Source organism: Nocardioides ginsengisoli, assembly GCF_039537225.1.
Lineage (GTDB): Bacteria > Actinomycetota > Actinomycetes > Propionibacteriales > Nocardioidaceae > Nocardioides > Nocardioides ginsengisoli.
Map to the genome: position 1 here is coordinate 18,201 of NZ_BAABAC010000026.1, position 26,817 is coordinate 45,017.

At 73.1% G+C, this 26,817-nt stretch carries 24 protein-coding genes; 11 read left to right on the top strand and 13 right to left on the bottom strand.

The features are described 5' to 3' along the window. Positions 1–78 precede the first annotated feature (78 nt). Positions 79–531: a hypothetical protein gene (locus tag AB4880_RS15860; RefSeq protein ID WP_367920189.1), complete on the top strand. Its 453-nt coding sequence runs from the start codon at positions 79–81 to the stop codon at positions 529–531. A 39-nt stretch (positions 532–570) separates the two neighbouring features. Next, positions 571–1,140: a TetR/AcrR family transcriptional regulator gene (locus AB4880_RS15865; protein ID WP_367920190.1), complete on the top strand. Its 570-nt coding sequence runs from the start codon at positions 571–573 to the stop codon at positions 1,138–1,140. A gap of 7 nt (positions 1,141–1,147) precedes the next feature. Here the strand turns inward: AB4880_RS15865 and AB4880_RS15870 are convergent, their stop codons facing one another. Then, positions 1,148–2,782, bottom strand: coding sequence for an acyl-CoA dehydrogenase family protein (locus tag AB4880_RS15870; RefSeq protein WP_367920191.1), 1,635 nt, complete (start codon positions 2,780–2,782; stop codon positions 1,148–1,150). Between the two features lie 46 nt (positions 2,783–2,828). Here AB4880_RS15870 and AB4880_RS15875 point away from each other — a divergent pair, with 46 nt between their 5' ends. Further along, positions 2,829–3,548, top strand: coding sequence for a PaaX family transcriptional regulator C-terminal domain-containing protein (locus AB4880_RS15875; protein WP_367920192.1), 720 nt, complete (start codon positions 2,829–2,831; stop codon positions 3,546–3,548). 339 nt (positions 3,549–3,887) lie between these two features. Next, complete coding sequence (locus AB4880_RS15880; protein ID WP_367920193.1) at positions 3,888–4,739, top strand: glycoside hydrolase family 16 protein; 852 nt, start codon at positions 3,888–3,890, stop codon at positions 4,737–4,739. Between the two features lie 96 nt (positions 4,740–4,835). Here the strand turns inward: AB4880_RS15880 and AB4880_RS15885 are convergent, their stop codons facing one another. The 5 genes from AB4880_RS15885 to AB4880_RS15905 all read right to left on the bottom strand — a co-directional run bounded on the left by AB4880_RS15885 (position 4,836) and on the right by AB4880_RS15905 (position 14,020). Beyond that, a complete protein-coding gene (locus AB4880_RS15885; protein ID WP_367920194.1) occupies positions 4,836–5,537 on the bottom strand; it encodes an SWIM zinc finger family protein in 702 nt (233 codons plus the stop codon). Next, positions 5,537–8,302: a DEAD/DEAH box helicase gene (locus AB4880_RS15890; protein WP_367920195.1), complete on the bottom strand. Its 2,766-nt coding sequence runs from the start codon at positions 8,300–8,302 to the stop codon at positions 5,537–5,539. Before AB4880_RS15890 ends, AB4880_RS15885 begins: the two co-directional genes overlap by 1 nt. A 9-nt stretch (positions 8,303–8,311) precedes the next feature. Then, positions 8,312–9,646: a hypothetical protein gene (locus AB4880_RS15895; RefSeq protein ID WP_367920196.1), complete on the bottom strand. Its 1,335-nt coding sequence runs from the start codon at positions 9,644–9,646 to the stop codon at positions 8,312–8,314. 108 nt (positions 9,647–9,754) lie between these two features. After that, a complete protein-coding gene (locus AB4880_RS15900) occupies positions 9,755–11,881 on the bottom strand; it encodes a RecQ family ATP-dependent DNA helicase (protein WP_367920197.1) in 2,127 nt (708 codons plus the stop codon). A 183-nt stretch (positions 11,882–12,064) separates the two neighbouring features. Further along, positions 12,065–14,020 (bottom strand): M13 family metallopeptidase, encoded by a 1,956-nt coding sequence (locus AB4880_RS15905; protein WP_367920198.1) that lies wholly within the window; start codon positions 14,018–14,020, stop codon positions 12,065–12,067. A 106-nt stretch (positions 14,021–14,126) separates the two neighbouring features. Between AB4880_RS15905 and AB4880_RS15910 the strand changes: the two genes are divergently transcribed. From AB4880_RS15910 to AB4880_RS15925, 4 genes are all read left to right on the top strand, one after another. Further along, on the top strand, positions 14,127–14,648 hold the full coding sequence (locus AB4880_RS15910) for a CAP domain-containing protein (RefSeq protein ID WP_367920199.1): 522 nt from the start codon (positions 14,127–14,129) through the stop codon (positions 14,646–14,648). A 108-nt stretch (positions 14,649–14,756) separates the two neighbouring features. After that, on the top strand, positions 14,757–15,290 hold the full coding sequence (locus AB4880_RS15915) for a CAP domain-containing protein (RefSeq protein WP_367920200.1): 534 nt from the start codon (positions 14,757–14,759) through the stop codon (positions 15,288–15,290). Positions 15,291–15,378: 88 nt separating this feature from the next. After that, a complete protein-coding gene (locus AB4880_RS15920; protein ID WP_367920201.1) occupies positions 15,379–15,909 on the top strand; it encodes a CAP domain-containing protein in 531 nt (176 codons plus the stop codon). Positions 15,910–16,028: 119 nt separating this feature from the next. Then, positions 16,029–17,300: an HNH endonuclease signature motif containing protein gene (locus AB4880_RS15925; protein WP_367920202.1), complete on the top strand. Its 1,272-nt coding sequence runs from the start codon at positions 16,029–16,031 to the stop codon at positions 17,298–17,300. A gap of 86 nt (positions 17,301–17,386) precedes the next feature. Here the strand turns inward: AB4880_RS15925 and AB4880_RS15930 are convergent, their stop codons facing one another. Beyond that, positions 17,387–18,352 carry an NADPH:quinone oxidoreductase family protein gene (locus tag AB4880_RS15930; RefSeq protein ID WP_367920203.1) on the bottom strand — a complete coding sequence of 322 codons (966 nt, stop codon included), beginning with the start codon at positions 18,350–18,352 and terminating at the stop codon, positions 17,387–17,389. A 104-nt stretch (positions 18,353–18,456) separates the two neighbouring features. Next, entirely contained in the window at positions 18,457–19,809 is a 1,353-nt protein-coding gene (locus AB4880_RS15935) for a GH1 family beta-glucosidase (RefSeq protein WP_367920204.1), read from the bottom strand. 61 nt (positions 19,810–19,870) lie between these two features. On the opposite strand from AB4880_RS15935, the gene AB4880_RS15940 reads away from it, so the two are divergent. After that, entirely contained in the window at positions 19,871–20,560 is a 690-nt protein-coding gene (locus AB4880_RS15940) for a pirin family protein (RefSeq protein WP_367920205.1), read from the top strand. 8 nt (positions 20,561–20,568) lie between these two features. On the opposite strand, the gene AB4880_RS15945 is transcribed toward AB4880_RS15940, so the two are convergent. The 5 genes from AB4880_RS15945 to AB4880_RS15965 form a co-directional block, all read right to left on the bottom strand. Beyond that, positions 20,569–21,042 carry a MarR family winged helix-turn-helix transcriptional regulator gene (locus AB4880_RS15945; protein ID WP_367920206.1) on the bottom strand — a complete coding sequence of 158 codons (474 nt, stop codon included), beginning with the start codon at positions 21,040–21,042 and terminating at the stop codon, positions 20,569–20,571. After that, complete coding sequence (locus AB4880_RS15950; RefSeq protein WP_367920207.1) at positions 21,039–21,764, bottom strand: GTP cyclohydrolase II; 726 nt, start codon at positions 21,762–21,764, stop codon at positions 21,039–21,041. The genes AB4880_RS15945 and AB4880_RS15950 overlap by 4 nt, the downstream gene beginning before the upstream one ends. A gap of 76 nt (positions 21,765–21,840) precedes the next feature. Then, on the bottom strand, positions 21,841–22,461 hold the full coding sequence (locus AB4880_RS15955) for a hypothetical protein (RefSeq protein ID WP_367920208.1): 621 nt from the start codon (positions 22,459–22,461) through the stop codon (positions 21,841–21,843). Positions 22,462–22,480: 19 nt separating this feature from the next. Then, positions 22,481–23,395 (bottom strand): diacylglycerol/lipid kinase family protein, encoded by a 915-nt coding sequence (locus AB4880_RS15960; RefSeq protein ID WP_367920209.1) that lies wholly within the window; start codon positions 23,393–23,395, stop codon positions 22,481–22,483. Continuing rightward, positions 23,392–25,002 (bottom strand): FAD-binding oxidoreductase, encoded by a 1,611-nt coding sequence (locus tag AB4880_RS15965; protein WP_367920210.1) that lies wholly within the window; start codon positions 25,000–25,002, stop codon positions 23,392–23,394. Before AB4880_RS15965 ends, AB4880_RS15960 begins: the two co-directional genes overlap by 4 nt. 17 nt (positions 25,003–25,019) lie before the next feature. On the opposite strand from AB4880_RS15965, the gene AB4880_RS15970 reads away from it, so the two are divergent. Together AB4880_RS15970 and AB4880_RS15975 are read left to right on the top strand one after the other, a co-directional pair. After that, the gene (locus tag AB4880_RS15970; protein ID WP_367920211.1) at positions 25,020–25,625 is read left to right on the top strand and encodes a TetR/AcrR family transcriptional regulator; all 606 of its coding nucleotides are present in this window, start codon (positions 25,020–25,022) and stop codon (positions 25,623–25,625) included. After that, on the top strand, positions 25,622–26,817 hold a 1,196-nt coding region (locus tag AB4880_RS15975), incomplete at its 3' end, for a glycerol-3-phosphate dehydrogenase/oxidase (protein ID WP_367920212.1). The genes AB4880_RS15970 and AB4880_RS15975, both read left to right, overlap by 4 nt.

A 26,817-nucleotide genomic window follows, 5' to 3' on the forward strand; every position in this document is an offset into this window, starting at 1 on the left:
CAGTTCGTTCCTCCCGTCGTTCCTCCCTAGCAGCGCCCGCCGGGCGGGGTCATGACCAAACTGGGCGATACTCGGCCCATGCGTCGCTCTCTCGGTCCGGCCCTCGCCCTGCTGCTCGCGGCGGCCCTCGCGGGATGCGGGTCCGACCGCGACCGGCCCGACCGCGACCGGCCCGACGCCGGCCGGGACGAATCCACCGCGCTCGACGGCGACGGCTTCACCCAGCCCGGCCTCCCGGACGACGCGTCCGTCCGCGCCTTCTGCACGGCGATCACCGCCGCCGAGGACGCCGTCGACACCGCCCGGCCCCGCAGCGACGACGACTGGCTGACGGTGGTCGGCGCCCTCGACCACCTCTACGACGTCGGCGTCCCCAGCGGGCTGCCCGGCGCCGCGAAGGACGAGATCGACGTCCTCGACCGGCTGGTCCGCCAGAGCAACTCGGTGGCCGAGCTGCGGGCCGCGACGCGCGCCGCGGGAGCGTCGACGCCCGCGCTCGACGGGTACGTCGACGCACACTGCGCGGACTGACCTCCCGGCCGCCGGGTTACCGAGCGCTAACCTTCGGGGATGACCGAGACCAGCCGGCGGGAGCAGATCCTCGCCACCGCGGCCGACCTGTTCGCCGCGCGGGGCTTCCACGGCGTCTCCGTCGCCGACCTCGGCGCCGCCGTCGGCATCTCCGGACCGGCGCTCTACAAGCACTTCCCGTCGAAGCAGGCGATGCTCGCCGAGATGCTCACCTCGATCAGCGAGCTGCTGCTCGAGGTCGGCCAGCAGCGGGTCGACGCGGGCCTCGGCGAGCCGGCCGCGGCGCTGCGCGGACTCGTCGACTGGCACCTGGAGTTCGCCCTCGCGCACCGGCCGCTCATCGTCGTCCAGGACCGCGACTGGGAGTCGCTGCCCGAGGACGCCCGGGCCCAGGTACGACGACTCCAGCGCGCCTATATCGACCTCTGGGCCGACCAGCTCCGGGCGCTGCGCCCCGAGCTCGACGGCGGCGCCGCGCACGCGGCGGTCCAGGCGGCGTTCGGCCTCATCAACTCCACGCCGCGCGCGGGGCACGCCGTGCCGGACCGGGTGCTGCGCGACCTGCTCAACTCCATGGCGCTGGCCGCGCTCGGCGTCCCCGCCGCCTGAACGACGCTCAGAACCCCGGCTCGGTGCGCTCCAGGATCGGCGCCAGGTCGAGGCCGGCCGGCATCGTGCCGAAGGCGCTGCCCCAGTCGCGGGCCAGCCGCGTCGCGCAGAAGGCGTCGGCGACGGCGGTCGGGGCGTGGCGCAGCAGCAGCCCGGCCTGGAAGACGACCGCGATCTGCTCGACGAGGCGGCGCGCGCGCAGCTCGATGTCGACCACGTCATAGGGCTGGGCGAGCTCCTTCTTCAGCGCGCCCACCGCGTCGTCGTAGCGCGGGTCGGCGCCGAGGGCGAGCTCGGCCTCGGCGAAGAAGGCGTCGAGCGACGCGGGCTCGCGACCGATCGCGCGCAGCGCGTCGAGGGCGGCGACATTGCCGGAGCCCTCCCAGATCGAGAGCAGCGGGAGCTCGCGGTAGATGCGGGCCATGTCGAAGTCCTCGATGTAGCCGTTGCCGCCCAGGCACTCCAGCGCCTCGTTGGCGACGACCGGGCCGCGCTTGCAGACGTAGTACTTGGTCGCGGCCAGCGCGAGCCGGCGCAGCGCGCCCTCGCCCTCGTCGCCCCGGATCGCGCGGTCGTTGGCGCCGGCGAGGCGCATCATCGCGGTCGTCGCGGCCTCGGACTCGACCGCAAGGTCGGCCAGGACGTTGCGCATCAGCGGCTGGTCGACGAGCAGCTTGCCGAAGGCGGCGCGGTGGCGGGCGTGATGAGCGGCGTAGAGCAGCGCGGTGCGCATGCCGGACGCGCTGCCGATCACGCAGTCGAGGCGGGTCATGTTGACCATCTCGACGATGGTCTTGACGCCCTTGCCCTCCTCGCCGACGAGCCAGCCGACGGCGCCGTCGTACTCGATCTCGGACGACGCATTGGACTTGTTGCCGAGCTTGTCCTTGAGCCGCAGGAAGCGGATCGGATTGGCCTCGCCGCCCGGCAGCACGCGCGGCAGCAGGAAGCAGGAGAGCCCGCCCGGCGCCTGGGCGAGGGTCAGGAACAGGTCGGACATCGGTGCCGAGGTGAACCACTTGTGGCCGACGATCCGGTAGGTGCCGTCGGGCTGCGGGGTCGCGGTCGTGGTGTTGGCACGGACGTCGGAGCCGCCCTGCTTCTCGGTCATCGACATGCCGGCGATGAGGCCGCGCTTGGTCTCGGGGTCGCGCAGGCCGAAGTCGTAGTCGCGGTTGGTCAGCAGCGGCTCGAAGCGCGCGGCCAGCTCGGGGTTGGCACGCAGCGCGGGGACGACGGCGTAGGTCATCGAGATCGGACAGCCGTGGCCGGCGTCGACGTTCCAGGCGTAGAACTTCGCGGCCCGCGCGACGTGGGCGCCCGGCCGGTCGTCGGCCCAGGGGGCAGCGTGGATGCCGTGGCTGACGGCGGTCTCCATCAGCCGGTGGTACGCCGGCACGTACTCGACCTCGTCGATGCGCCGGCCGTAGCGGTCGTGGGTGAGCAGACGCGGCGGAAACCGCTCGGCGAGCCGGCCCCAGTCCATCGCCTCCGGCGTGCCGGCGAGACGACCGACCTCCTGGATCTCGGCGAGCGCCCAGCCGGCGCCCTCGCGCTCGATGCCCTCGCGCAGGGCCGGGTCGGCGGACGTGTCGTGGCCGACCAGCGGCGGGACCTGGTTGAAGACCTCGTGCGTACCCATCTCGCAACATTACGATTTCAACGACAACCGTGTCCAGATGTGTAGCATGACCGATGTGGACGCCCTGCCCCCGCTCTCGGCGCGGTCGGTGATGCTGAGCCTGCTGCTCGGGTCGCACCCCGACCGGATGTCGGCGGCCGACCTGGTCCGCGCCGGCGAGCACTTCGGCATCCCCGCGGCGACCGCACGCGTGGCCCTGACCCGTGCAGTCGCGGCCGGCGACCTCCAGCGCGTCGACGGCGACTACGTCCTGGGCGAGCGGCTCGCGGCGCGCCAGCGGCACCAGGACGAGGCTGTCCTCGACGCCGAGACCGGGTGGGACGGCGGCTGGGAGATGGCCGTCGTCGTGGTCTCCGGGCGCACCGGCGCCGAGCGGGCCGCGCTCCGCGACCGGCTGACGTCGTACCGGCTGGCCGAGCTGCGCGAGGGGGTCTGGACCCGGCCCGCCAATCTCCGCCGACCCCGCGAGTACGCCGACGAGCTCGTCCTCAGCACCTTCACCGTCCGCCCCGACGAGGCCCCCGCCGCGCTGGCCCGCCAGCTCTGGGATCTCGGCGCGTGGGCGGCCGACGCGCGCCGGCTGCTGGCGCGGCTGGAGGCGACGCGCGAGCCCGCGCCACGACTGGCGGTCGCCGCGCACGTCGTACGCCAGCTGGCGGCGGACCCGCTGCTGCCCGCCGTCCTGCTGCCGGCCGACTGGCCGGCCGCGGCGATGCGCACGGCCTACGCCGCCTACCAGGACGAGCTGCGCTCGCTCTGGGCCTAGCGCCGCCCACGGACGGCCTTCCTCAAGATCGGGGAAAGCGTCGCACCGGCCTGTCCGACCGGACTCCCGCGTCCCTAGGCTCGTGTCATCTCGGGGCCGATCGAGAGCGACAGCTCACCGCTTCGCGTCGGCGTTCTTCGTCTGATGAATGAGGTCCCGTCTACGCCCGGTCGGCTCCCTGCCCGGGACGGCACGAGCGCGCCGCGAAGCGCCCGGGCGTAGCCGTTCCATTTCTCACGCACACATGGGGGGACGGACATGATGTCCTTGCAACGGATCCACCTGCGCGCGCACAGACGCGCCCGGATCTCCACCGCTCTGCGGTCCATCGCGGTCGCGATGACGCTGATCGCCCCGGCCGTCGTCGTCCTGGTCGCCGACCCGCCGGCGCACCCGGCGTCCGGCCTGACCACAGCCGCCTCGGACGCCTGCGGCGTACGCCCGGCCAAGTCCAACGGCACGCTCTGGTCGTGCACCTTCGACGACGACTTCTCGGGTACGGCGCTCGACACCACCAAGTGGATGCCCCAGACCCAGTTCTCGTCGGGGACCGACGCCCACCGCGCCTGCTACCTCAACGACCCCTCGACCATCAACGAGGCGGACGGCGTGCTGAACCTGACCCTGTACCGGGTCGCCTCCCCCGTCCACTGTCGATGGAGCCGCGCCGACAAGACGGCGGACTTCGTCTCCGGCAGCGTGATGACCTATCACCTGTTCAGCCAGCAGTACGGGCGGTTCGAGGCGCGGGTCAAGAACACCGCGGCCCTCGTGCCCGGTCTGCAGGAGAGCTTCTGGCTGTGGCCCGACAACCCGTACACCACCGTGGCCTACCCGGTCTCCGGTGAGATCGACGTCGCCGAGACCTACTCCTACCAACCGCACCTGGCGATCCCGTTCCTGCACTACGCGGCCGATGCGGCCGGTCCGGTGCCGGGGCTGAACACGGCCTGGAACTGCCCGGCGGAACGGGGCGTGTGGAACACCTACACCCTGATCTGGTCGGCGACCCGGATCGAGATCGACATCAACGGTCGGACCTGCCTGGTCAACAACACCGGCGACGTCGCCTTCGACAAGAAGTTCATCATGGCGCTCACCCAGCTCATCGGCGTCGGGGGCAACGAGTACGACGGCCGCGCGCCGATGCCCGCGACGATGAGCATCGACTACGTGCGCGTGTGGAAGTGACTCCGCTGCTCCCCTGGGTCAGGGTCTCACCCGGCATTTCGGTCGTCGAACCGCCGAATTCACGACAGGAATGCCGGGTGACACGGTGACCAGCCCCTAGAGCAGGCGCTCGGGCAGCTCGACCCCGGACTCGAACAGCGGCACCAGCCGCTGTGCGCGCAGGGCCGCCTCGACGAGCAGCTCGACGTCGTCGGCGAGGTCGGCGCTGGTGGTCGCCACCGCGCCGGCCCCGCCCGACGGCGTGCCCGGCGCGAGGGTGCGGGCATGCAGGTCGGCGAGCAGGGTGTCGCGCTCGAGCCCGCGCAGCGCGAGCAGGACGAGCGGGTCGGTGTCGACCAGCCAGCCGGTCTGGATGAGCACCGCCAGCGCGTGGGCGCAGGGCGCGAGGTAGTGCGGGCAGGTGCAGGTGGCGGCCAGCTCGCCGCCGTAGGGAAGGAGCTCGACGCCGACCTCCTCGGCGTGCTCGACCAGGTCGTGCGGGAGGTTTCCGGCGAGCAGCTCGGCGATCCGGCCGGACTCGGCGGCGACCACCTCGACGAGCGCGGCCCGGCCGGCGTCGTCCAGGGTGGGGACGGCGACCTCGACCGTCCACGCGTCGTCGCCCTCACGGACGGCAGCCAGCAGGCTGCCCGGCGCGACGCTGATCCCGCCCACGTCACCGCGCCGGGCGGCGGCGCGGCCGGGTTTGAGCTCGGCCTCGGAGTAGGCCGCCTCCTCGACCGCGCGCTGCCACGCCTTGCCCCACCACGACCGGACGCCGCGCCGGGGCTGGGTCTGGCGCGGGAAGGTCGTCCGCATCAGGCGTCCTCCCTCATCGCCGCCTCGCGCTGCTCGCGGCGCAGGGTGACCAGGTCGCGGAGCTCCTCGTTGCTCAGCTCGGTGAGCGCCGCGTCGCCGCGGGCGAGGACGGCGTCGGCGAGCTGGCGCTTGCGGTCGAGCAGCTGGGCGACCCGCTCCTCGATGGTGCCGCGGGTGACCATCCGGTGCACCTGGACCGGCCGGGTCTGGCCGATCCGGTAGGCGCGGTCGGTGGCCTGCTCCTCGACGGCCGGGTTCCACCAGCGGTCGACGTGGAGGACGTGGTCGGCGCGGGTGAGGTTGAGGCCGGTGCCGCCGGCCTTGAGGGAGAGCAGGAAGACGGGGACGTCGCCGTCCTGGAAGCGGCGGACCATCTCCTCACGCTGCGCGACCGGCGTGCCGCCGTGGAGGAACTGATGCGGGACGCCGACCGCGGTGAGGTGCTGCTCGACGAGCCGGGCCATCGCGACGTACTGGGTGAAGACGAGGACCGCGCCGTCCTCGGCGATGACGGTGGCGACCAGCTCGTCAAGGAGCTCGAGCTTCTCGGAGCGGCCGGTGAGCCGCACCGCCCCGGACTGCTTGAGGAACTGCGCCGGGTGGTTGCAGATCTGCTTGAGCCCGGTGAGCAGCGCGAGGACGAGTCCGCGGCGGGAGTCCTCGTCGGCCCGCTCGATCCGGTCCATGGTGTCCTTGACGAACGCCTCGTAGAGGACGACCTGCTCGCGGGTCAGCCCGAGCAGGTGGTCGGTCTCGGTCTTCGGCGGCAGCTCGGGGGCGATGCCAGGGTCGGACTTGCGGCGGCGCAGCAGGAACGGCCCGATCAGGTCGGCGAACTGGCGGGCCTTCGTCGGCTCGGCGCCGGACTCGATCGGCGCGCCCCACACCCGCCGGAACGCCTGGCGGCTGCCGAGCAGGCCGGGGACGCACCAGTCGAGGATCGACCAGAGCTCGGTGAGGTCGTTCTCGACGGGGGTGCCGGTGAGCGCGACCCGGGCGCGGTTGGGCAGCTGGCGCAGCGCGCGAGCGGTCGACGTACGGGAGTTCTTGACGTGCTGCGCCTCGTCGGCGACGACCAGGTCCCAGGCGACGGCGGCGAGCGAGGCGACGTCGCTGCGCAGCGTGCCGTAGGTCGTCAGCACGAAGCCGGCGTCGGGCCCGGCGAGATCGTCGAGCGAGCGCGCGCCGCCGTGGAACCGGCGGACCGGGACGCCGGGCGCGAACCGCTCGATCTCGGCCTCCCAGTTGCCGAGCAGGCTCGCCGGGCAGACCACGAGCGTCGGACCGGCGGCGCGGTGGAGGTGGAGCGAGATCAGGGTGATCGTCTTGCCGAGCCCCATGTCGTCCGCGAGACAGGCGCCCAGGCCGAGGTCGGTGAGGTCGGCGAGCCACGTCATGCCTTGGCGCTGGTAGTCGCGCAGCGTCGCGGCCAGGCCGGCGGGCTCGGGCAGCGGGTCGCGGGTGGCCGCGGCGAGGACCTGCTCGCGGACCTTGAGCAGACTGGCGCCGACGATCACCTCGGTCGACGCGGGCTCCTCGTCGCCGGTGGTCGGGAGCTCGGTGACGCCGGTGAGGGCCGCGGCGAGTGCCTGCGCGCTGCTGACCTTGCGGATCAGCCGCTTGCGCGCGCGCTGCGCGGTCGTCGGTTCGACGACGGTCCAGGCGCCGCGGAGCCGGATGATCGGACTGGCCGCCTGCGCCAGCTCGGTCAGCTCGTCATCGGTCAGCACCTCGCCGTGCAGCGCGACCTGCCAGCGGAAGGAGAAGAGCCCCTCGGCCGAGAACGGGCTCTCCTGCAACGGGAGCTCAGCGTTGCGGTCGTCCTTGCTCGGGGAGCCGTGGGGATCGTGGCGGTCGAGGACCGCGCGGGTGGTCAGCTCGGGGCCGAGCGAGCGCGGCCAGTGGACGTCGACGCGGACGTCGCGCAGCGCGCCCACGTGATCGAGCAGGCTGGCGATCTCGTCGCCGTCGAGCGTGAGCTGGTCGGGTACGGCGAGCCCGAGCAGCCGGTCGAGGACCGGCCACGCGTCGGCCGCCGCCCGCAGCGCGATGCTCGCGTGGATCCGCGCCCGCCGGCCGAAGCCGTGCTCGGCCGCATCGGCGGTCCAGAGCAGCGCGGCGTCGCAGACATGGAGCGGATCGCGCTCGTCGTGGATCTGCAGCACCACGCGGACCGATCCGGCGATCAGCTCCTCCTCGTCGGCCTCGACCCGCAGCGAGATGCTGACCAGCTCGGGCAGGACCGCGCGGTCCTCCTGCACCCGCTCGGCGAGGCGGCGGCGGACCCGCTCGGTGAGGTCGGCAGGCGTGGTGGGCTCGGCGGCGGGTGCTCCGGTGAGTGCGGCGGTGGCAGCGACGGTGGGCGCGGCGCGCGGCAGCGTGTCGGCGACCGCGTCGAGCACCTGGTGGACGAGAACGGCGGCGTCGGCGGCCGGGAGATCGTCGTACGCGCGGGCGGCGGCGAGGCGCTCGACCGCGTCGAGGTCGCGGGCGTCGAGGCCGTGCACTCGCCACGCGGGGGTCGCCGTACGGGCGTCGGGGGCGACCTTGCCGGCAGCCACCAGGCGCAGCCCGAGCAGCACCGCACCGCTGAGCAGCGCGACGCTCGGGTGGGTGTCGTCCGCGCTGCGGGCCCGGCTCAGGACCGGCAGCGCCGCCTTGACCGGCAGCGGCACCCGCCGCGCGCCGGTCGCGTCGGTGAACTCGATCGTCGGCGGCTGGCCGGCCCGGAAGGTCGCGGGTCCGGAGACGGGAACGAAGCTCACATGGGGACGCTAACGGCCGGCGCCGACAGGGAGTTCCCGGGCCACCGACCTGCCGCGCAGACGCGAGAAGGCGAGCGCCGCGAGCACGAGCAGGCCGCCCGCGACCGCCAGGACCGCCGACCAGCGCGAGGGGTGCTCGACCGCGAGCGCCCCGGTGGCGAGCGGGACGGTCAGGATCGGCGCGGCGAGCGCGAGGATCGAGAAGCCGGAGTGGTTGGAGATCGCTGCCGCGATCGACCAGATCACCGCGAGCAGGGCGGTGAACGCGAGGATCCACCAGACGTCGGACGCGGAGAAGGAGTCGGCAGCGAGGACCGTGTGCGACTCGGCCACGCTGCCGGAGCCGTCGCTGGACGCGGACCCCGACGAGCTCTCGAAGGAGCTCATGAAGCCGCCGAAGAGCTGACCGAGCACCCGCATGGCGAACAGGGCGACGAGCATGCCGACGTACGCGACCAGGCCGCCGACGCCCACCACGACCCCGGAGACGTAGCGACTCGGCAGCGCCCAGCCGACGACGGTCACGGCGACCACGAACACCGCGACGCCGGCGCCCAGGACGATCGTGCCGTGCTCGCCGTCGACCTGGTCGCCGAGGACGTCGTGGAACGCGAGCGTGTAGAGCAGCGTCAGACCGGCGATCGCGGTGACTACGAAGGCGGCGCGGCGGGCGGAGAGATAGCCGAGCGCGGCGAGGGCGACCGTCACCGCGCCGATCAGGTAGCCGACCCACTCGCCGTCGGAGTCGATGCCGACGCCGATCATGAGGGCGACGCCGAGGATCCCTACCACGCCCGGCCAGGTCACCACGTCGGCCCGCGCACGGCCGCCCTCGAGGCGGCGGGACGCGACCGAGCCGAGGAGCGCGACGAGCAGCAGGACCGCGGTCGCGCCGACGCCGATCAGGTAGTTCGACCAGTCCAGGTCGCCCTTCGCGCGGCTGCGGACCGAGGAGATGACGATGGCGGCGCCGAGGAGGCCGGCGCCCAGCGGTACGACGAGGCCGGCCAGGCCGGCGCGGGACACCTTCGGCGAAAGCGGCGCGGCGCCGCCCGCCGGGGCGTAGCCCGCGCCCGGGGGCAGGTCGCCGCCCTGTCCGCCCGGCTGCGGGTACGGCGTCGCGCCGGTCACGACCGTGGTCGTCGCGGGCGCGTCCTCGTGCACGGGTGCTCCGGATCCGGAGCCGGCGCCGGATGCGGGCGGGGCCGCGGGGGCGCCCGGCGGCGCCGGCGGAGCGGGGGTGCCGGACGGCCGGATCACCGTCTGGTCGGGCGGCGGCCCGGCGGGTGCGGACCCGTCGGAGGGGCGGTCCGGGGTGCCGTTCGCGGGAGCGTCGTCGGTCATGGTTCGGACTCTAGGCCGACCGCGGCCCGGATCGGGGGACCTCTGCGACCGGGCCCGACGGGGTCGTGTGCCTGAGAACGCGGATATCCGGGTCCTCAGGCACACGACTCACGTCAGGCCGAGCGTCAACGGCACGACGCCCGCGGCACCCGCGGCGTGGAGGGCGTCGGCGGCCAGGGTGAGCGACCAGCCCGTGACCAGCCGGTCGTCGACGAGCAGCACCCGACGGCCCTCGACCGCCGCGGGGTCGTCGAGCTGGAGGGCACATCGGCGGCTGACCGCGGCGACCCGCTGGGCCGAGTTGGTGGCGCCGCGGTCGGGCCCGACGGACAGGTCGACGACCGCCCAGCGCCCGGCCACCGGCACCTGGAGGAAGCGGGACAGCCCGGACGCCAGGTCGGCCACCAGCTGGGGCTTGCGCTCGGACTCGGCGACCACGATCGCGTCGACCTGCGGCCGCCAGTCGTGGAGCATCGCGACCATGGCCCGGGCCAGGCCGTCGGGCACGGGCCCGTCGGCGGCGTCGCCCGCGAACAGCGCCCGCAGCGCTCCGCCGTGGCCGAGGTCGGTGAGCCGGGCGATGGCCCGGCCCTCCTCGGCGGGCTGCTTGATCTTGCCGGAGCGGCTGACCCCGATCGCGGACAGCCCGGTGGGCCACAGCTTGCGCGGCTCGATCGGCACGCCGGGCCGCGCCAGCCGGTCGGCGGCCTGCTCGATCGCCTCGGCCGACACCTCAGTGGACAGCGTCAACCCGCCGCAGTTGTCGCAGCGGCCGCATCGCCAGTCGGGGTCGGCGAGCACCTCGGGGTCGTCGAGCTGGGCGCGCAGATAGCGCATCCGGCACTCGCCGGTGGCGAGGTAGTCGACCATCGCCTGCTGCTCGGCCGCGCGCGCGGCGGCGACCCGGGCGTAGCGCTCGGCGTCGTAGGCCCACGGCTCACCCGTGGACTCCCAGCCGCCGCGGACGCGTCGTACGGCGCCGTCGACGTCGAGCACCTTGAGCATGGTCTCGAGGCGGGTGCGCGACAGATCGACCCGGGGCTCGATCGCGGCCGTGCTCAGCGCCCGCCCCTCGTCGGCCAGGACGGCGAGCGTCTCGCGGACGACCTCCTCGCGGGGGAACGCGAGGGAGGCGAAGTAGGCCCAGATGTCGCGGTCCTCGATCGCCGGGAGCAGGACGACGGACGCCCCCTCGGGCGGCAGGTCGTGGCCACGCCCGGCACGACCGACCTGCTGGTAGTAGGCGACCGGACTGCTCGGCGCACCCAGGTTGACCACGAACCCGAGCGAGGCGTCGAAGCCCATGCCGAGCGCGCTGGTGGCGATCAACGCCTTGATCTCGCCGTCGATGAGCGCCTGCTCGAGCGCGAGCCGCTCGGTCTGCTCGGTCTGGCCGGAGTAGGCGGCGACCCGGTGACCGCGGGAGCGGAGGTAGTCGGCGACCTCCTGGGTGGCCGCGACGGTGAGGCAGTAGACGATGCCGCTGCCCGGCTGCTCGGACAGATGGTCGGCCAGCCAGGCCAGCCGCTGCTCGGCGGTGGTGAGACGGACGACGCCGAGCCGCAGCGACGCGCGGTCGAGGCTGCCGCGCAGCACCAGGGTGCCGGCGCCGAGCTGCTCGGACACGTCGTCGGTGACCCGCTGGTTGGCGGTCGCGGTGGTGGCGAGGACGGGGATGCCGTCGGGGAGGTCGTCGAGGAGCGTGCGGATGCGGCGGTAGTCGGGGCGGAAGTCGTGGCCCCAGTCGGAGATGCAGTGGGCCTCGTCGACCACGAGCAGGCCCGCGCTGGCCGCCAGCCGGGGCAGCACCTCGTCGCGGAAGCCCGGGTTGTTGAGCCGCTCGGGACTGACCAGCAGCACGTCGACCTCGCCCGCGGCGATCGCCGCGTGGACCTGGTCCCACTGCTCCATGTTGGTGGAGTTGACCGTCACCGCGCGGATGCCGGCCCGCTCGGCCGCCGCGATCTGGTTGCGCATCAGCGCGAGCAGCGGCGAGATGATCACCGTCGGCCCCGCCTGCTGGGCCCGCAGCAGCAGGGTCGCGACGAAGTAGACCGCCGACTTGCCCCACCCGGTGCGCTGGACCACGAGCGCCCGCCGCCGCTGCACGACCAGCGCGGCGATGGCGGCCCACTGGTCGTCGTGGAGCCGGACGTCGGGCCGGCCGACAAGCGCGCGCAGGTGCTCCTCCGCGCGGTCGCGGACGGCGGCGTCGGTGAGGGCCTCGGAAGTCATGTCGTCGTGTCTACCAGCGGGGTCCGACGCATACCAACGAGGAGCCGAGTTATCCACAGCGCAGCGATTTTCGCGATTCCGAGGACAGCCCTTCAGCGCCGCGGGTAGCCTTGCTCACGCAGCTGCAGGTGACCCGAGACGCCTGCAGCTGCACCTATTTTTCCCCGGCCCGCAGGCCCCGCGTCACCAGATCCGGACGCGGTCGGCCGGGTCGAGCCACAGCCCGTCGCCCGGCGCGGTCGCGAAGACCTCGTGGAACTCGTCGAGGTTGCGCACGATGTTGGCGCGGAACTCCGGCGGGCTGTGCGGGTCGATGGTGAGGTACTGCTGCTCCTGCTCGAGGCGCCGCTTGGTCCGCCACACGTAGGCCCAGTTGAAGAACAGGGTCGCGCGGTCCTCGAGCGAGGCCTCACCACCCTGCGCGATCAGGTACGCCGTGTGGGCGATCGTCAGCCCGCCCAGGTCGCCGATGTTCTCGCCGACGGTGAGCGCGCCGTTGACCTTCTCGCCGGGCAGGTTGCGCGGCGCGAAGCCGTCGTACTGGGCAATGAGGGCCTTCGACTTCACCTCGAAGGCGGCCTTGTCGTCGGCGGTCCACCAGTCGTTGAGGTTGCCGTCGCCGTCGTACTGCGCGCCCTGGTCGTCGAAGCCGTGGCCGACCTCGTGGCCGATGACCGCGCCGATGCCGCCGTAGTTCTCGGCGGCCAGGGCGTCGGGGCTGAAGAACGGCTTCTGCAGGATGCCGGCCGGGAAGCAGATCTCGTTGGTGCCCGGGTTGTAGTAGGCGTTGACGGTCTGCGGCAGCATGAACCACTCGTCGCGGTCGACCGGCGAGCCGATCTTGGCGAGCTGGCGGTCGGTCTCGAAGCCGGCGGCGGCCTGGGCGTTGGCGACCAGATCGTCCGGTACGACGACGAGCGCGCTGTAGTCGCGGAACCGCTCCGGGTAGCCGATCTTGGGCCGGAAGGTCGCGAGCTTGTCGTAGGCCCGCTCCTTGGTCTCGTCGGTCATCCAGTCGAGCTTGCTGATCGACTGGCGGTAGGCGGCGAGCAGGTTGGCGACCAGTTCGTCCATCATCGCCTTCGAGGTCGGCGGGAAGTGCCGCGCGACGTACTCCTTGCCGACGGCCTCGCCCATCGCGCCCTCGACGAAGGAGACCGCGCGCTTCCACCGCGCCCGCAGCTCGGGCGTGCCCGAGAGGGTGCGGCCGTAGAAGTCGAAGTTGGTCTGCACGAACTCGTCGGTCAGGTAGGGCGCCGCCGAGCGCAGCACCCGCGACAGGAACCAGTCGCGCCAGGTCTCGATCGGCGTCTCCTCGAGGACGCCCGACAGGTGCTCGAGGTACGACGGCTGCCGCACCACGACCTCCGCGATCGTCGCGTGCTCGCCGGCGAGGTGGCCGCCCAGATTGGTGATGTAGGCGTCCCAGTCGAACGCCGGGCACAGCGCCTTCAACGTCTCGGCGGTGTAGAGGTTGTAGGTCTTCTGCACGTCGCGGGTCTCGGCGCGCTCCCAGTGGCCCTCGGCCAGCTCGGTGTCGAGCGCGAGGATCCGCTGCGCGGCGCCGGCCGGGTCGGCGTGCGCGCCGAGGCCGAGCAGGCGGGTCAGGTAGGCGACGTACGCCTCGCGGATCTCGGCGAACTTGTCGTCGCGGTAGTAGGACTCGTCGGGCAGGCCGAGCCCACCCTGCACGACGTGGAAGAGGTAGCGGTCGGACTGGCGGTCGTCGGTGTCGACGTAGGAGCCGAAGAGGCCGTAGCCGCCGATCCGCTCGAACTCGCCGAGGAAGGCGGCCAGGTCGCGGATGTCGCGCAGGCCGGCGACCGCGTCGATGAGCGGCTGCGCGGGCGCGATGCCGGCGGCCTCGACGGCGTCGGTGTCCATGAACGAGTTGAACAGGTCGGCGATCTTGCGGGCGTCGGCGTCGCCGCTCTCGCCGGCCGTCTGCGCCAGCTCGGTGATGATCGCCTTCACGTCCGCCTCGGCCTGGTCGGCCAGTTGGACGAAGGGTCCCCAGCTGGACCGGTCGGACGGGATCTCCGTCTCGGCCAGCCAGGTCCCGTTGACGTGACCGAAGAGGTCGTCCTGGGGGCGGATGTCGAGGTCCATGCCCGGTCGGGCGTCGTCGAGGATGCTCACGAGGTGGAGCCTAGGCGCTGCGTCCACACGGCGTCAGAGGTGGGACTTCGGTCCCGAGTTCGGCGCCACCGCTCGATCCGGTACGGCGCCCGCCGATCAGGCGGGCATGTCCCGCCTGCCCGCCCGCGCGCTCGGCGCCGCGGTCGTCCTGGCGCTCGGACTCGGCCTCGCCCCCACGGCGCCCGCTCCCGCCGGCGCCGCGGCGACCATCGCGCCCCACCTGCCCAACGGCTCGCTCGTGCAGCGGCTGCTCGAGGACCAGGTCCTCGCCCTGACCAACCGGGAGCGGCGCCGCCACGGCTGCGGCCGGTTGCGGACGTCGTCCCCGCTGCGGCAGGCGGCGCGAGGCCACACCGTGAGCATGGCGATGGCGGACACGATGGCGCACCAGCTGCCCGGAGAGCCGCGCTTCTCGACCCGGATCTCGCGCGCGGGTTACCGCGACTGGCACCTGGTCGCCGAGAACATCGCCCGCGGCTACGGCTCCCCCACCGAGGTCGTCGCCGCCTGGATGGCGAGCCCGAGCCATCGCCGCAACCTCCTCGACTGCCGGCTCCGGGACCTGGGTGTCGGCGTGGTGCTGCAGGCCGGGCAGCTGTGGTGGACGCAGGACTTCGGCGCCCGCTGATCCCGTCGCGCAGGGCCGGACGACGACGAGGCATGGTTCTCCGGGACTAGGCGATCCGAGCCGGAGCACCGACGCGCCGGGCCCCTCGGAAATCGGACGATCGTCGGCATGTTCAGCCGTAGCGTGAAGGTCTTCCTGGTCGGGGTGCTCAGCATCCTCGCCCTGTCCGTCAGCACGTCGACCGCGGATGCCGCCACCGCGTCCGGCGACGACACGGGCACGCCCGTGGCGGGCCGTCAGGCACTGCTGCCCAACTCGGTCTTCGAGGCCCGGGTGATCCGGCTGACCAACAAGCGCCGCGCAGAGGCGGGTTGCCCGCCACTGCGCCTCAACAAGGCGCTGCGCCGCGCCGCGCGCGACCACAGCACGCTGATGGCGCGCACCGACGACATGGCGCACGAGCTGCCCGGCGAGCTCGGCCTGGTGCAGCGGATCCTGCGCGCCGGCTACACCCGCGCGTGGCGCCGGATCGCGGAGAACATCGCGGTCGGCTTCAGCACACCCGCGAACGTGATGCGGGCCTGGATGGCCAGCCCCGACCACCGCCGCAACATCCTCGACTGCCGGCTGCGGGAGATCGGCGTCGGCGTCACCGTCGACGGCCTCGAGCTGTGGTGGACGCAGGACTTCGGCCGCAGCTGAGCGACGATCCCACCAGCCTCAGAAGTACCAGAAAATGTCTTTACCGAACATCTGGCGCAGGGGCATCACGACCGACATGATGCGTCCCGTGCGTCTGCTCCCGACCGCGCTCGGCGTGGTCATGCTCCTGATTCCCGTGCTGGCCGCGGGCCCGTCGTCCGTCCTGCCCGCCGCGAGCGCGTCCGCCGCGACCGCCACGACGACCGGCGCCCCCGTGACTCCGCGCGCGGGCGTCAGCGAGGTCGAGGCGCGGCTGATCGCCCGGGTCAACCAGACCCGTACCCGCCACGGCTGCCGGGCGCTCAAGCATCGCGACGGCCTGCACGGCACGGCGAGCGCCCACTCAGCGCTGATGGCGCAGCGCCAGCAGCTCTCGCACCAGCTCGCCGGCGAGCCGTCGCTGCGGCGGCGCCTGTCGGACGCCGGCTACCAGCGCTCCGGCCGGATCGGCGAGATCATCGCGGTCGGCACCACCAACCCCAGCGGGGTGATGCGGATGTGGATGGCCAGCCGGACGCACCGCACGATCATCCTCGACTGCCGCTACCGGATGATGGGCGTCGGCGTGACCACCCAGTCGTCCGGCCAGCGCTGGTGGACCATCGACTTCGCCCGCTAGCTCGTCGTTCCGGCCTGCCCCTGACCAGAAACCATCCACAGCCCTGTTTCTAGCGGGTTCTGTCCACAGGCTGCCGCTTCGACGTTGGCGGGGTCGGAGGGTGGTGTTGGGATGGCGGCATGGCTCAGGCGACCGCATCCGACACCGGTATCAGCACGATGCTGGCCTCGCTGCGCGCGGAGATCGAGGGCCGTGATGCGTCGCTGATCCGGGAGTGGGCGACGATCGCGGCCTGGGCGCAGGAGAACACGGTCGAGCCCGTGCAGAGCGCGGAGCGCGGGGAGAGCACGGCGGCGACCGGCGAGGGCTTCGTCGACACCGGCGTCCCGATCGCCGGCGACGGCGCTCCGTTGGTGTCGGAGTTCGCGCTCATGGAGCTGATCGCGGTCCTGGGCCGCTCACCCGCCGGCGGCCGCGCCTACGTCGCGAAGGTCCTGGGCTGCGCCTGGCGCCTGCCCAACGTCTGGGCCGCGGTCATGTCGGGCCGCCTCACGCCCTGGCGGGCCGCACGGATCGCCAAGCTGGTCGCACCGCTCCCAGCCGAGGCCGCGGCGTTCGTGGACCGCAACCTGTTCAACGCCTCCGGCGTCGGCTGGGCCCAGCTCGAACGCCTCATCACCGAAGCGATTCTTCGGTTCGACCCGCAGACGGCCGAAGCGGAACGTACGGCAGCGGCCGACCAGCGGTACTTCGACATCGACGAACCCAACGCCCAGGGCCTGGCACACATCTCCGGACTCCTCGACGCCGCCGACGCCCGCGACCTCCACGACGCCATCACCCGCCGCGCCACCCTCCTCGGGACCCTGGGCAGCCTGGGCAACCTGGGCAGTGCGGCGTCGCTCGACGTCCGCAGGTCCCAGGCCCTCGGCGAGTTGGCGCGGGCCGACCTCGCACTCGACCTCGACGGCGCCCCGGCTCGACGAGCGACGCTCAACATCCACATCACCGACACCACCCTGACCGGCGACAACCCCGTCGCCCGCTGGAACGACCGCCCCATCTCCACCGAGCAGGTCCGTGAGTGGCTCGGCACCGCGACCACCATCGTGGTGCGGCCAGTCATCGACCTGGCCGACCACATCCCCGTCGACTACTACGAGATCCCCGATCGCCACCGCGTCAGTGTCGAGCTGCGCGATCACACCTGCCGCTTCCCGCGCTGCGGCCGCAAAGCAAAGACCTGCGACCTCGACCACGCGAAACCCCACCGCAAGGGCGGACCCACCTGCCCCTGCAACCTCGTCCCCCTCTGCCGCCGCCACCACCGCGCCAAGACCCACTCACGCTGGCGCTACAAGGTCACCAAGCCCGGCACCTACACCTGGACCAGCCCCAACGGCTACCGATGGCAGGTCGACCACCGCGGCACCCACCCACTCCGAACATGAGACACGCAACCAGCGCACTCACCTACCCACCAGCGCCCACCATGGCACCGGGCCGGCGCGAACCGACCGGGCGAGCAGCCGCGCCCTCAGCTCTCCCGGATCCGGACGACGAGCTTGCCCAGCGCCGCGCGGGCGTCCATGTCGAGCAGCGCCTGGCCGAACTCCTCGATCGGGTAGACCTTGCCGACCGGCGGCTTCACCGCACCGGACTCGATCATCGGCACCAGCTGCGCCCACTGCTCCTGCAGATAGTCGGGGCGGACGAAGGCGAAGGCGCCCCAGCCGACGCCGCGGACGTCGACATTGTTGAGCAGCAGCCGGTTGACCTTGACCTCGGGGATGCCCTGCCCGGCGGCGAAGCCGACGACGAGCACGCGGCCCAGCGGCGCGAGCACGCGCAGCGAGTCGGTGAATGCGGCGCCGACCACGTCGAGGACGACGTCGACGCCCTTGCCGCCGGTCAGCTCCATGACGGCGTCCTTGAAGCCGTCGAAGAGGATGGTCTCGTCGGCGCCGGCGGCCCGCGCGAACGCGGCCTTCTCCTCGGTGCTGACGACGGCGATGGTCCGGGCGCCGAGCCCGCGGGCGACCTGCAGCGTGGCGGTGCCGACGCCGCCGGCCGCACCGTGGACCAGCACGGTCTCGCCGGGCCGCACCCCGCCGCGCTTGTCGAGCGCGAAGAGGGCGGTGAGGTAGTTCATGGGGAGCGCGACGGCCTCGTCGAAGGTGATCGAGTCCGGGAGCGCGAAGGTCGACTGCCGCGGGCCGGCGACCAGCTCGGACGCGCCGCCGTAGCCGCCGACGCCGACGACGCGCTGCCCCGGCTCGAAGCCCGGCCCAGAGACAACGACACCGGCGTAGTCGACGCCGAGGGTGAACGGCGGCTCCGGGCGCAGCTGGTACTCGCCGCGCGAGAGCAGCAGGTCGGGGAAGGAGACCCCGACCCGGTGCACCTCGACCAGGACGTCGTCCAGGCCCGGCGTCGGGTCCGGCACCTCCTGGACGACGACGTCGGCGGGACCGGTGGTGGTGACGACCTGGACTGCGCGCATGCCTCGCAGGCTAGGGCACGTGACCGCTCACAGGTCGAGGCGCAGGGTCAGAAGGACGTCCAATTGGAGGAGGCGCCCTCGTCCCGAGCGGACGGCGGCGGGACTCAGGCGCCGGCGGTACGACGGGAGTGGTCGGCGACCAGATCGGCGTACCAGCTGAAGGAGCGCTTGGGCGTGCGCCGTTGCGTCTCGTAGTCGACGTGCACCAGCCCGAACCTCTGCGTATAGCCCTCGGCCCATTCGAAGTTGTCGATGAGCGACCACGCGTAGTAGCCGCGGACGTCGACGCCGCGCTCGATCGCCTCGGCGACGGCGTTGAGGTGCAGCGCGTGGTAGTCGATGCGCAGGTGGTCGTCGACGACGCCGTGCTCGTCGGGTCCGATGCCGTAGGCGCAGCCGGACTCGGTGATCATGATCGGCGGCACCGCGGCGCGGAAGCGCGCCCGGAAGGTGATCAGCCACTCCCGCAGCGCGTCCGGGACGACCGGCCAGCCGAAGTCGGTGATCGGGTAGCCGAGCACCTCGCGGAACTCGAACGGCAGCTCGGCGTCCTCCGGCGCGGCGCCGATCCGCATCGGGTTGTAGTAGTTGACGCCGTAGAAGTCGAGCGGCTGGCGCATGGTCGCGAAGTCGCCGTCGCGTACGTGCGGCTCGAGCAGCATCATCAGGTCGTCGGAGTAGCGGCCCAGCAGCATGCCCTCGAGGTAGTGGCCGTTCCAGAGGGTGTCGAAGAGCTTGGCCGCGCCGACGTCGGCGGGGTCGTCGCTGCCCGGCCAGATGGGGGCGTGGTTGTTGGCGCAGCCGATGCTCGTCGCGCCGGTGGCACGCAGCGCGATCGCGGCCCGGCCGTGCGCGACGAGGAGGTGGTGGCCGACGGGCAGCGCGTCGAACATCAACGCCTTGCCGGGCGCGTGCATGGCGACGCCGTAGCCCATCAGGGTGACGACATTGGGCTCGTTGACGGGGATCCAGTCGCTCACCCGGTCGGCGAGCCGCTCGCCGACGATCGCGGCGTAGTCGGCGAACCGGTCGATCGTCGCGCGGTTGAGCCAGCCGCCATCGTCCTCGATCGACTGGGGCAGGTCCCAGTGGTAGAGCGTGGCCATCGGCTGGATGCCGGCGGCGAGCAGGGCGTCGACGAGCCGGTCGTAGAAGTCGAGTCCGGCCTGGTTGATCGCACCGGAGCCGGTCGGCTGGATGCGGGGCCAGGCGATGGAGAAGCGGTAGCCGGGCGCGCCCAGCTTGCGCATGAGCTCCACGTCCTCGGGCCAGCGGTGGTAGTGGTCGCACGCGACCGCGCCGCTCGAACCGTCGACGATCCGGCCCGGTTCGGACGTGAACGTGTCCCAGATCGATGGGCCACGACCGTCCTCGGCGACGGCACCCTCGATCTGGTACGACGCCGTACTGGTCCCGAACCGGAATCCGGCCGGGAACCGGCCAGCGAGATCTCCCACCCCGTCTCCCACAGGCTCACCCTCGCATGCCGCAGTGCCCTGACCCGGCACAATCTGCCACGTGAGTGTCGAGATCCGCAGAGGTTCGTCCAGGTTCGTCGAACGGGAGCCGGGACGGCTGAGCCACCACGGCTTCTCGTTCGGTCCGCATTTCGATCCGGAGCGGCTCGCCTTCGGCCCGATGGTGTGTCACGACGACCATCTGCTGGGCCGCGGGACCGGCTTCGAGGAGCACCCGCACCAGGGTCTGGAGATCATCACCTGGGTGGTCTCGGGGACGCTCGTGCACCGCGACGGCACCGGCACTGCGGTCGAGCTCGGCGCGGGTGAGTGCGGCGTCCTGTCGGCCGGTGCCGGCGTGCGGCACTCCGAGATCGCGTCGGACGCCGGCGCCGCGCGCTTCGTGCAGGTCTGGCTCACGCCGGACGACCCGAACCTCGCGCCCGCCTACGCGCGCACCTCCATCGCCGCCGCACCGGGCGACGGACTGGTGCGCGTCCTCGGCGCGGGGGGACCGCTCACCGTGGGCGTCGCGAGGGCCGCACTGGACGTCGTACGGCTGGCGGGTGGGGAGCGGGTCACCCTGCCCGCAGCCGCGAAGGTCCACGCCTTCCTCACCACCGGCGCACTGCTGCGCTCCTCGCTGGCCGAGCCGCTGTCGGCGGGCGACGCCTTCTGCATGACCGACGCGTCGGCGTACGAGGTGACGGCGGCCGTGCCGACCGAGATGCTGGTCTGGACCTTCGCCTGAGGGAGGCCTCAGCCTTCGCCGAGATCCTCGATGCCGCCCACCAGCGCGTTGGCGATGTCGGCGAGGTTGCGGATCTGCTCGGGCGTGAGCCGGTCGAAGACCAGCTCACGGACCTGGGCCACGTGGCCGGGCGCGATCCGCTCGAGGACGGCGTAGCCTTCGTCGGTCAGGACCGCGAACTGGCTGCGCCGGTCGGTCGCGCACTGGTGCTTGACCACCCAGCCGCGCTGCTCGAGGACCGCGATCGCGTGGGTCAGCCGGGACGGGCTGGTGCCGGTGAGCCGCGCCAGGTCGCCCATCGTGAGCGAGCGGTCGGGCTGGGCGGAGAGAGTGGCCAGCATCGCGTAGTAGGTGTGCGTGATGCCGACCTCGTCCCGCAGCCTCTTGTCGACCGCCTGCGGGAGGGCGACGAGGATCCGGACGAGCGGCAGCCAGGCCGCCATCTCGTCGTCGTCCAGCCAGCGCGGGTCGTCGGTGGTCACGCGGAGAGTCCCTCCAGGTCGAGCGTGTGGGCGGTGTGGTCGCGCTTGACGGTCAGGTAGCGCTCGTTGGCGGCCGAGAGGTGCACCCCGGTGCGCACCCGCTCGGTGACGTCGACACCGTACGACGTCAGCTGCGCCGCCTTGTCGGGATTGTTGCTCAGCAGCCGGATCCGCTCGCCGCCCACCGCCAGCAGCATCTGCGCGGCGGCGCGGTAGTCGCGCTCGTCCTCGCCGCGCCCCAGCGCGACATTGGCCTGGTAGGTGTCGAGGCCGGCGTCCTGCAGCGCGTAGGCGTCGAGCTTGGCGTAGAGCCCGATCCCCCGCCCCTCCTGGCGCAGGTAGAGCAGGAACCCGCCCTCGTCGGCGATCCGCTCGACCGCCTCGCGCAGCTGTGGACCGCAGTCGCAGCGCTGCGAGCCGAAGACGTCGCCGGTCAGGCACTCGCTGTGTGGCCGGACCAGGGGTGCGGTCACTTCCGCCGCGCCGAGGTCGGCGAGGCGGGCCCGCCAGTCGCCGAGGCCGAGCAGCAGGTGCTCCTTGCCGTCGACGAGACCGTCGAAGGTGACCACGTCGGCGGTGGTCTCGTAGCCGTCGGGGAAACGCAGCGGCACCACCACCTGGGTTCGGACGTGTGCGCGCGGCAGGTCGCCTGCCGCCAGGAGGGCGTCGGCGTCGGCGCCCACGGGCGCGAGGGCTGTGCGGGCGAGGCAGGGTGCGGTCATCGTCGATCCTTTATTTCAAGTTTGAAACGATGCCGACTCAAGCCGTCGGGACGCCGGGCTATTCCCCGGACGCCGATCAATCTTCCTCGGCCGAACCGTCCTCGATGCAGGAGAAGCCGACGAAGTCGCCCTCGTCCGCGTTCGCCGTCGCCTCTTCCATGGCCTCCCGGCAGGCCGGGCTCAGGTCATCGAGGCTGAACGGCTCGACCGCCGCCCCACTCGCGCAACCGACACCCGTCACGACAAGCCAGCCGCGCCGCATCCGCTGGATCTCATAGACACCCGTCGCGCCGTCGCGCGCGATCGCCACCCGGGCCCACCCGGGGCGCCGCTCGAGGAACCCGGTGATCGTGGTCTCCGGCCCGGCCGTCGCGCGGACCGCCAGCTCGGGCGACCTGCCGAAGTCCTCGGCTGTCGCGCCGTACGCCGTGCGCGCCCAGCTGCCGCGCAGACACTGATCCTCGGCCTCGGAGATCTCGCCGTCGCAGTTCATCTCGGCGTACACGGCCTCGTAGTCGAAGTCGGCCAGCCGCTCGACCGCAAGCGCCTGAGACTTCGTGACGTCCGGACACGCCGCTCGCCGCGCATCCTCACGGCGCGCCGCGTCACGGGCGTCGTTCTCGTGCGCGCACCCGGTCAGCGGAACCACCAGCAGCCCGACCGCGACCATCTTCCCCAGCAGCATCAGTGGTCTCACCGGCCGAACCCTAGGGCCCTCAGGCCAGGACCCGCACCGCCTTCGGCATCAGCTCGATGACCAGCGGCGCCGCGCCGTCGGCCGGCAGCGGGCCGAGCGCCTCGCCGTCGGCGCCGACCGGGACCGCGCCGCCACCCCGATGCAGGCCCGACAGGGTGACCCGCCGGCCGGTGCGGACGGTCACCTCGTCGAGGTCGACATGGCCGCCGTCGTAGACCTTCGGCAGCGCCCGGATCAGGTCGAGCCGGCCGGCTGCCTCGATCACGATCACGTCGAGCAGGCCGTCGTCGACCGACGCCGCCGGCGCGATCGCCATGCCCTTGCCGTAGTAGCGCGAGTTGGCCACCACCACGGTCGCCGCCTGGTGCGACGTCCGCGTGCCGTCGACCTCGAGCGTGCACGCCACCGGCCGATAGGTGGCGAGCGCACGGACCGCGGCGACCGGATATTGCAAGCGGCCGGGCAGCCAGTGCGAGCGGTCGACGATCTCGGCCGCGCGCGCGTCGACGCCGGCATAGACCGACCCCGCCACGACGTACGACGCCCCGTCGCCGCGTGTCACCCGCAGCAGGTCGATCGAGCGCTCGGCGCCGTCGAGGAGGAGTCGCGCCTGGGCGGCGGTCTCGTGCGGGATGGCGAGCATCCGGGCGAAGTCGTTGCCCCGACCCGCCGGGATCACCGCCAGCACGCCGCCCGCCTCGGCGACCGCGCCGGCCACCGAGGACAGCATCCCGTCGCCGCCCACCGACACCACGACCTCGCCCCCCTCGACCGCCGCCGCGACCAGCGCCGGCGTCTCGTCGGCCGAGGTCGTGTAGGTGACCTCGACCTGCGCGCCCGCCTCGCGCAGCGCCCGCGCGAGCGGTACGACGACCCGCGGCGCGGCGCCCCCGCCCGAGCTCGGGTTGACGAGGAAGGCGAACGCGCGGGTCATGGGATCAGCACTCCCGGATTGAGGATGCCCACGGGGTCGACCGCCTGCTTGACCGCGCGCAGCACCTCGACGCCGACCTCGCCGATCTCGGCGGTGAGGTAGGGCTTGTGGTCGGTGCCGACCGCATGGTGGTGGGTGATCGCCGCGCCCGTGGCCACGATCGCCTCGCACGCCGCGGCCTTGGCCGGCAGCCACCGCTCGAGCGCGTCGTCGCCGCCGCGCGCGACGACGGTGAAGTAGAGCGAGCAGCCGGTCGCGTAGACGTGCGAGACGTGGCAGAGCACCATCGTGCCCTCGCCCAGCGATGCCTCCAGCGCGGCCTTGACCTGGGTGTAGAGCCGCTCGCGGTTGCTCCAGAAGGTGGCTGTCTCAAGGGTCTCGACCAGGACGCCGACGTCGAGCAGGCTGTCGCGCAGATAGGGCGCCGCGAACCGGCCCTGTGCCCAGGACAGGCCCGGCTCCTCGCCGAGCGCCGTGCCGCCCAGACCGGTGAGCACCTCGGTGACCGCGGCCCGCTTGGCGGCGACCGCGCTCGGCGTGCCTTCGTAGCCGGCGATCATCAGGCAGCCCCCTGACGTCTGGCCGGCATCGTCACCGATGGCTCCGACGGTGGCGGGGTCGGCCAGGTTGATCGCCGTCTCGGCCTCGTCGGACAGCCGCAGCACGGTGGGCAGCAGGTCGGCCTGGGCCAGCACCCGCATCGCGTCGGAGCCCGCCGCGAAGCTGGGCCAGTGCCAGCCCTCGTAGTGCTTGACCTCGGGCAGCGGCCGGACCCGCACCGTCACCTCGGTGATCACGCCGAAGGCGCCCTCGGAGCCGAGGAAGAGCTCGCGCAGGTCGGGGCCGCTGGCGTTGGCCGGCGCACTGCCGAGCCGGACCTCGCCGGCCGGCGTGGCCACCCGCAGCCCGACCACCATCGCGTCGAAGCGGCCGTAGCCGGCGCTGGACTGGCCGCTGGACCGGGTGGCCGCGAAGCCGCCGATGGTCGCGTACTCGAAGGACTGCGGGAAGTGGCCCAGCATCAGACCGTGCTCGGCCAGCAGCGCCTCGGCCTCGGGCCCGCGCAGGCCCGGCTCGAGGGTCGCGGTCGAGGAGACCGGGTCGAGCGCGAGCAGCCCGCGCATCCGGCCGAGGTCGAGGGAGAGCACGCCGGCCAGGCCGGTGGCGTCGGCGACCAGGCCGCCGGTGACCGCCGTGCCGCCGCCGAAGGGGACGACGGCGATGCGCTGCTGCTCGGCGTAGGCCAGCACCGCGACGACCTCGTCGTGCCCGCCCGGGCGGACCACGACGTCGGGCGCGTCGCCGAGGTCGCCCGCGCGCTGGCGGAGCAGGTCGGGCGTGGACTTGCCGCGGGTGCGCAGCCGGCGGGTGGCGTCGTCGAGGACGACATTCGCCTCGCCGACCAGGGCGCGCAGGCCGGCGAGCTGGGCCTCGCCCAGCCGCGAGGCGGGGACGGCGACCTCGGCGCGGGCCGGGGTGTCACGGATCGGGAAGACCAGGCCGACCAGGTCGCGCACGCCGTCGGGCAGCCCGGTGGCGTGGCTCGGGTCGCCCCAGCGCGTCGGGGGCATCTCGGGCTGGAGGACGGTGGGTCGCTCTGCGGTCATGTGTTACAGTGTGACACATGTCGTCACATCGTCACAACAGTCCGTCCGACGGCACCGGCGACGGCCCTCGCGACGGCTACCTCGACGCGGCGCGCGAGTGCATCCTCGACGTGGGCTGGCGGCGCACGACGCTGACCGAGGTGGCCCGGCGCGCGGGCGTGTCCCGGATGACGATCTACCGCGCGTGGTCCGACATGCCCGCGCTGCTGGGCGACCTGATGACCCGCGAGTGGGGCTCCCTGGTCGACACCGGCGTCCCGCTCGCGCCCCATCCCACCCCGCAGGCGATCGCCGACGCGGTCGTCGCCACCGTGGCCGCCCTGCGTGACAACGAGCTGTTCACCCGCATCGTCGAGCTCGACCCCGAGCTGATCCTCCCCTACCTGCTGGCCCGCCGCGGCCGCTCGCAGCAGATGATCCTCGACCTGCTCGTCGCGGCGATCGGCGTCGGCCAGGAGGCCGGCCGCATCCGCGCGGGCGCCCCCGTGGCGATCGCCCGCGCGCTGGCGCTCGCCGCGCACGGCTTCGTCCTGTCCGCCCACACCATGCTCGACGACGCGCTCGACGCCCCCGCGCTCGACGCCGAGCTGCACGCCCTCGTCGTCCGGAGTCTCCAGCCATGACCTCAGCCACCCCGCAGCGCATCACCCCCGGCCTCGCCGACGTCCCCGCCGAGGTCGACGTGGTCGTCATCGGCCTCGGCGTCACCGGGGCCGGCGTCGCGCTCGACGCCGCCTCGCGCGGGCTGTCGGTGCTCGCCGTCGACGCCCACGACCTGGCCTTCGGCACCTCGCGCTTCTCCTCCAAGCTGGTCCACGGCGGGCTGCGCTACCTGGCGTCCGGCCAGGTCGGCATCGCCCACGAGAGCGCGGTCGAGCGCGGCATCCTGATGGAGACCACCGCGCCCCACCTGACCCGTCCGCTCCCCTCGATCATCCCGCTCGCGGCGGGCGTGAGCCGTCCGATGGGAGCGCTGGCCGGCGCCGGCTTCCTCGGCGGCGACCTGCTCCGCCGCGCCGCCGGCACCAGCGCCGACACCCTGCCCCGCCCGCGCCGGCTCAGCGCCGCCGAGACCCGCCGACTGGCCCCGCCGCTGCGCACCGACGGCCTGCGCGGCGCCTACCTCGGCTGGGACGGCCAGCTCGAGGACGACGCCCGCCTGGTCACCACCATCGCCCGCACCGCCGCCGAGCACGGCGCGCAGGTGCGCACCCATGCCCGGGTCCTGAGCGCCACCGGCGCCTTTGCCACGCTGCGCGACGAGCTCACCGGCGCCACCACCACGGTCGCCGCCCGCGCCGTCGTCAACGCCACCGGCGTATGGGCCGGCGAGCTGGTCGACGACGTCCGGCTGCGGCCCTCGCGCGGCACCCACCTGGTGCTGCGTGGCGAGGCGCTGCCCGGTCTCGACGTCGCCGTCTTCGCGCCGATCCCCGGCGAGACCAACCGGTTCGTGCTCGTGCTCCCCCAGCCCGACGGCCAGCTCTACGTCGGCCTCACCGACGAGCCCGTCGACGGCCCGATCCCCGACGTCGCGACGCCGACCGAGGTCGAGATCGGCTTCCTGCTCGACGTCGTGGCCGCCTCCTTCGCGCGCCCGCTGCGGCGCTCCGACGTGGTCGGCGCCTTCGCCGGCCTGCGCCCGCTGCTCGACGGCGGCGACGACTCCACCGCCGACCTCTCCCGCAAGCACGCGGTGCTCACCTCGCCCTCCGGCGTGGTGACGATCGTCGGCGGAAAGCTCACCACCTACCGCCGAATGGCCGAGGACGCCGTCGACGCCGCCCTCGCCGGCTCCGGGCTGGCCGCCACCGC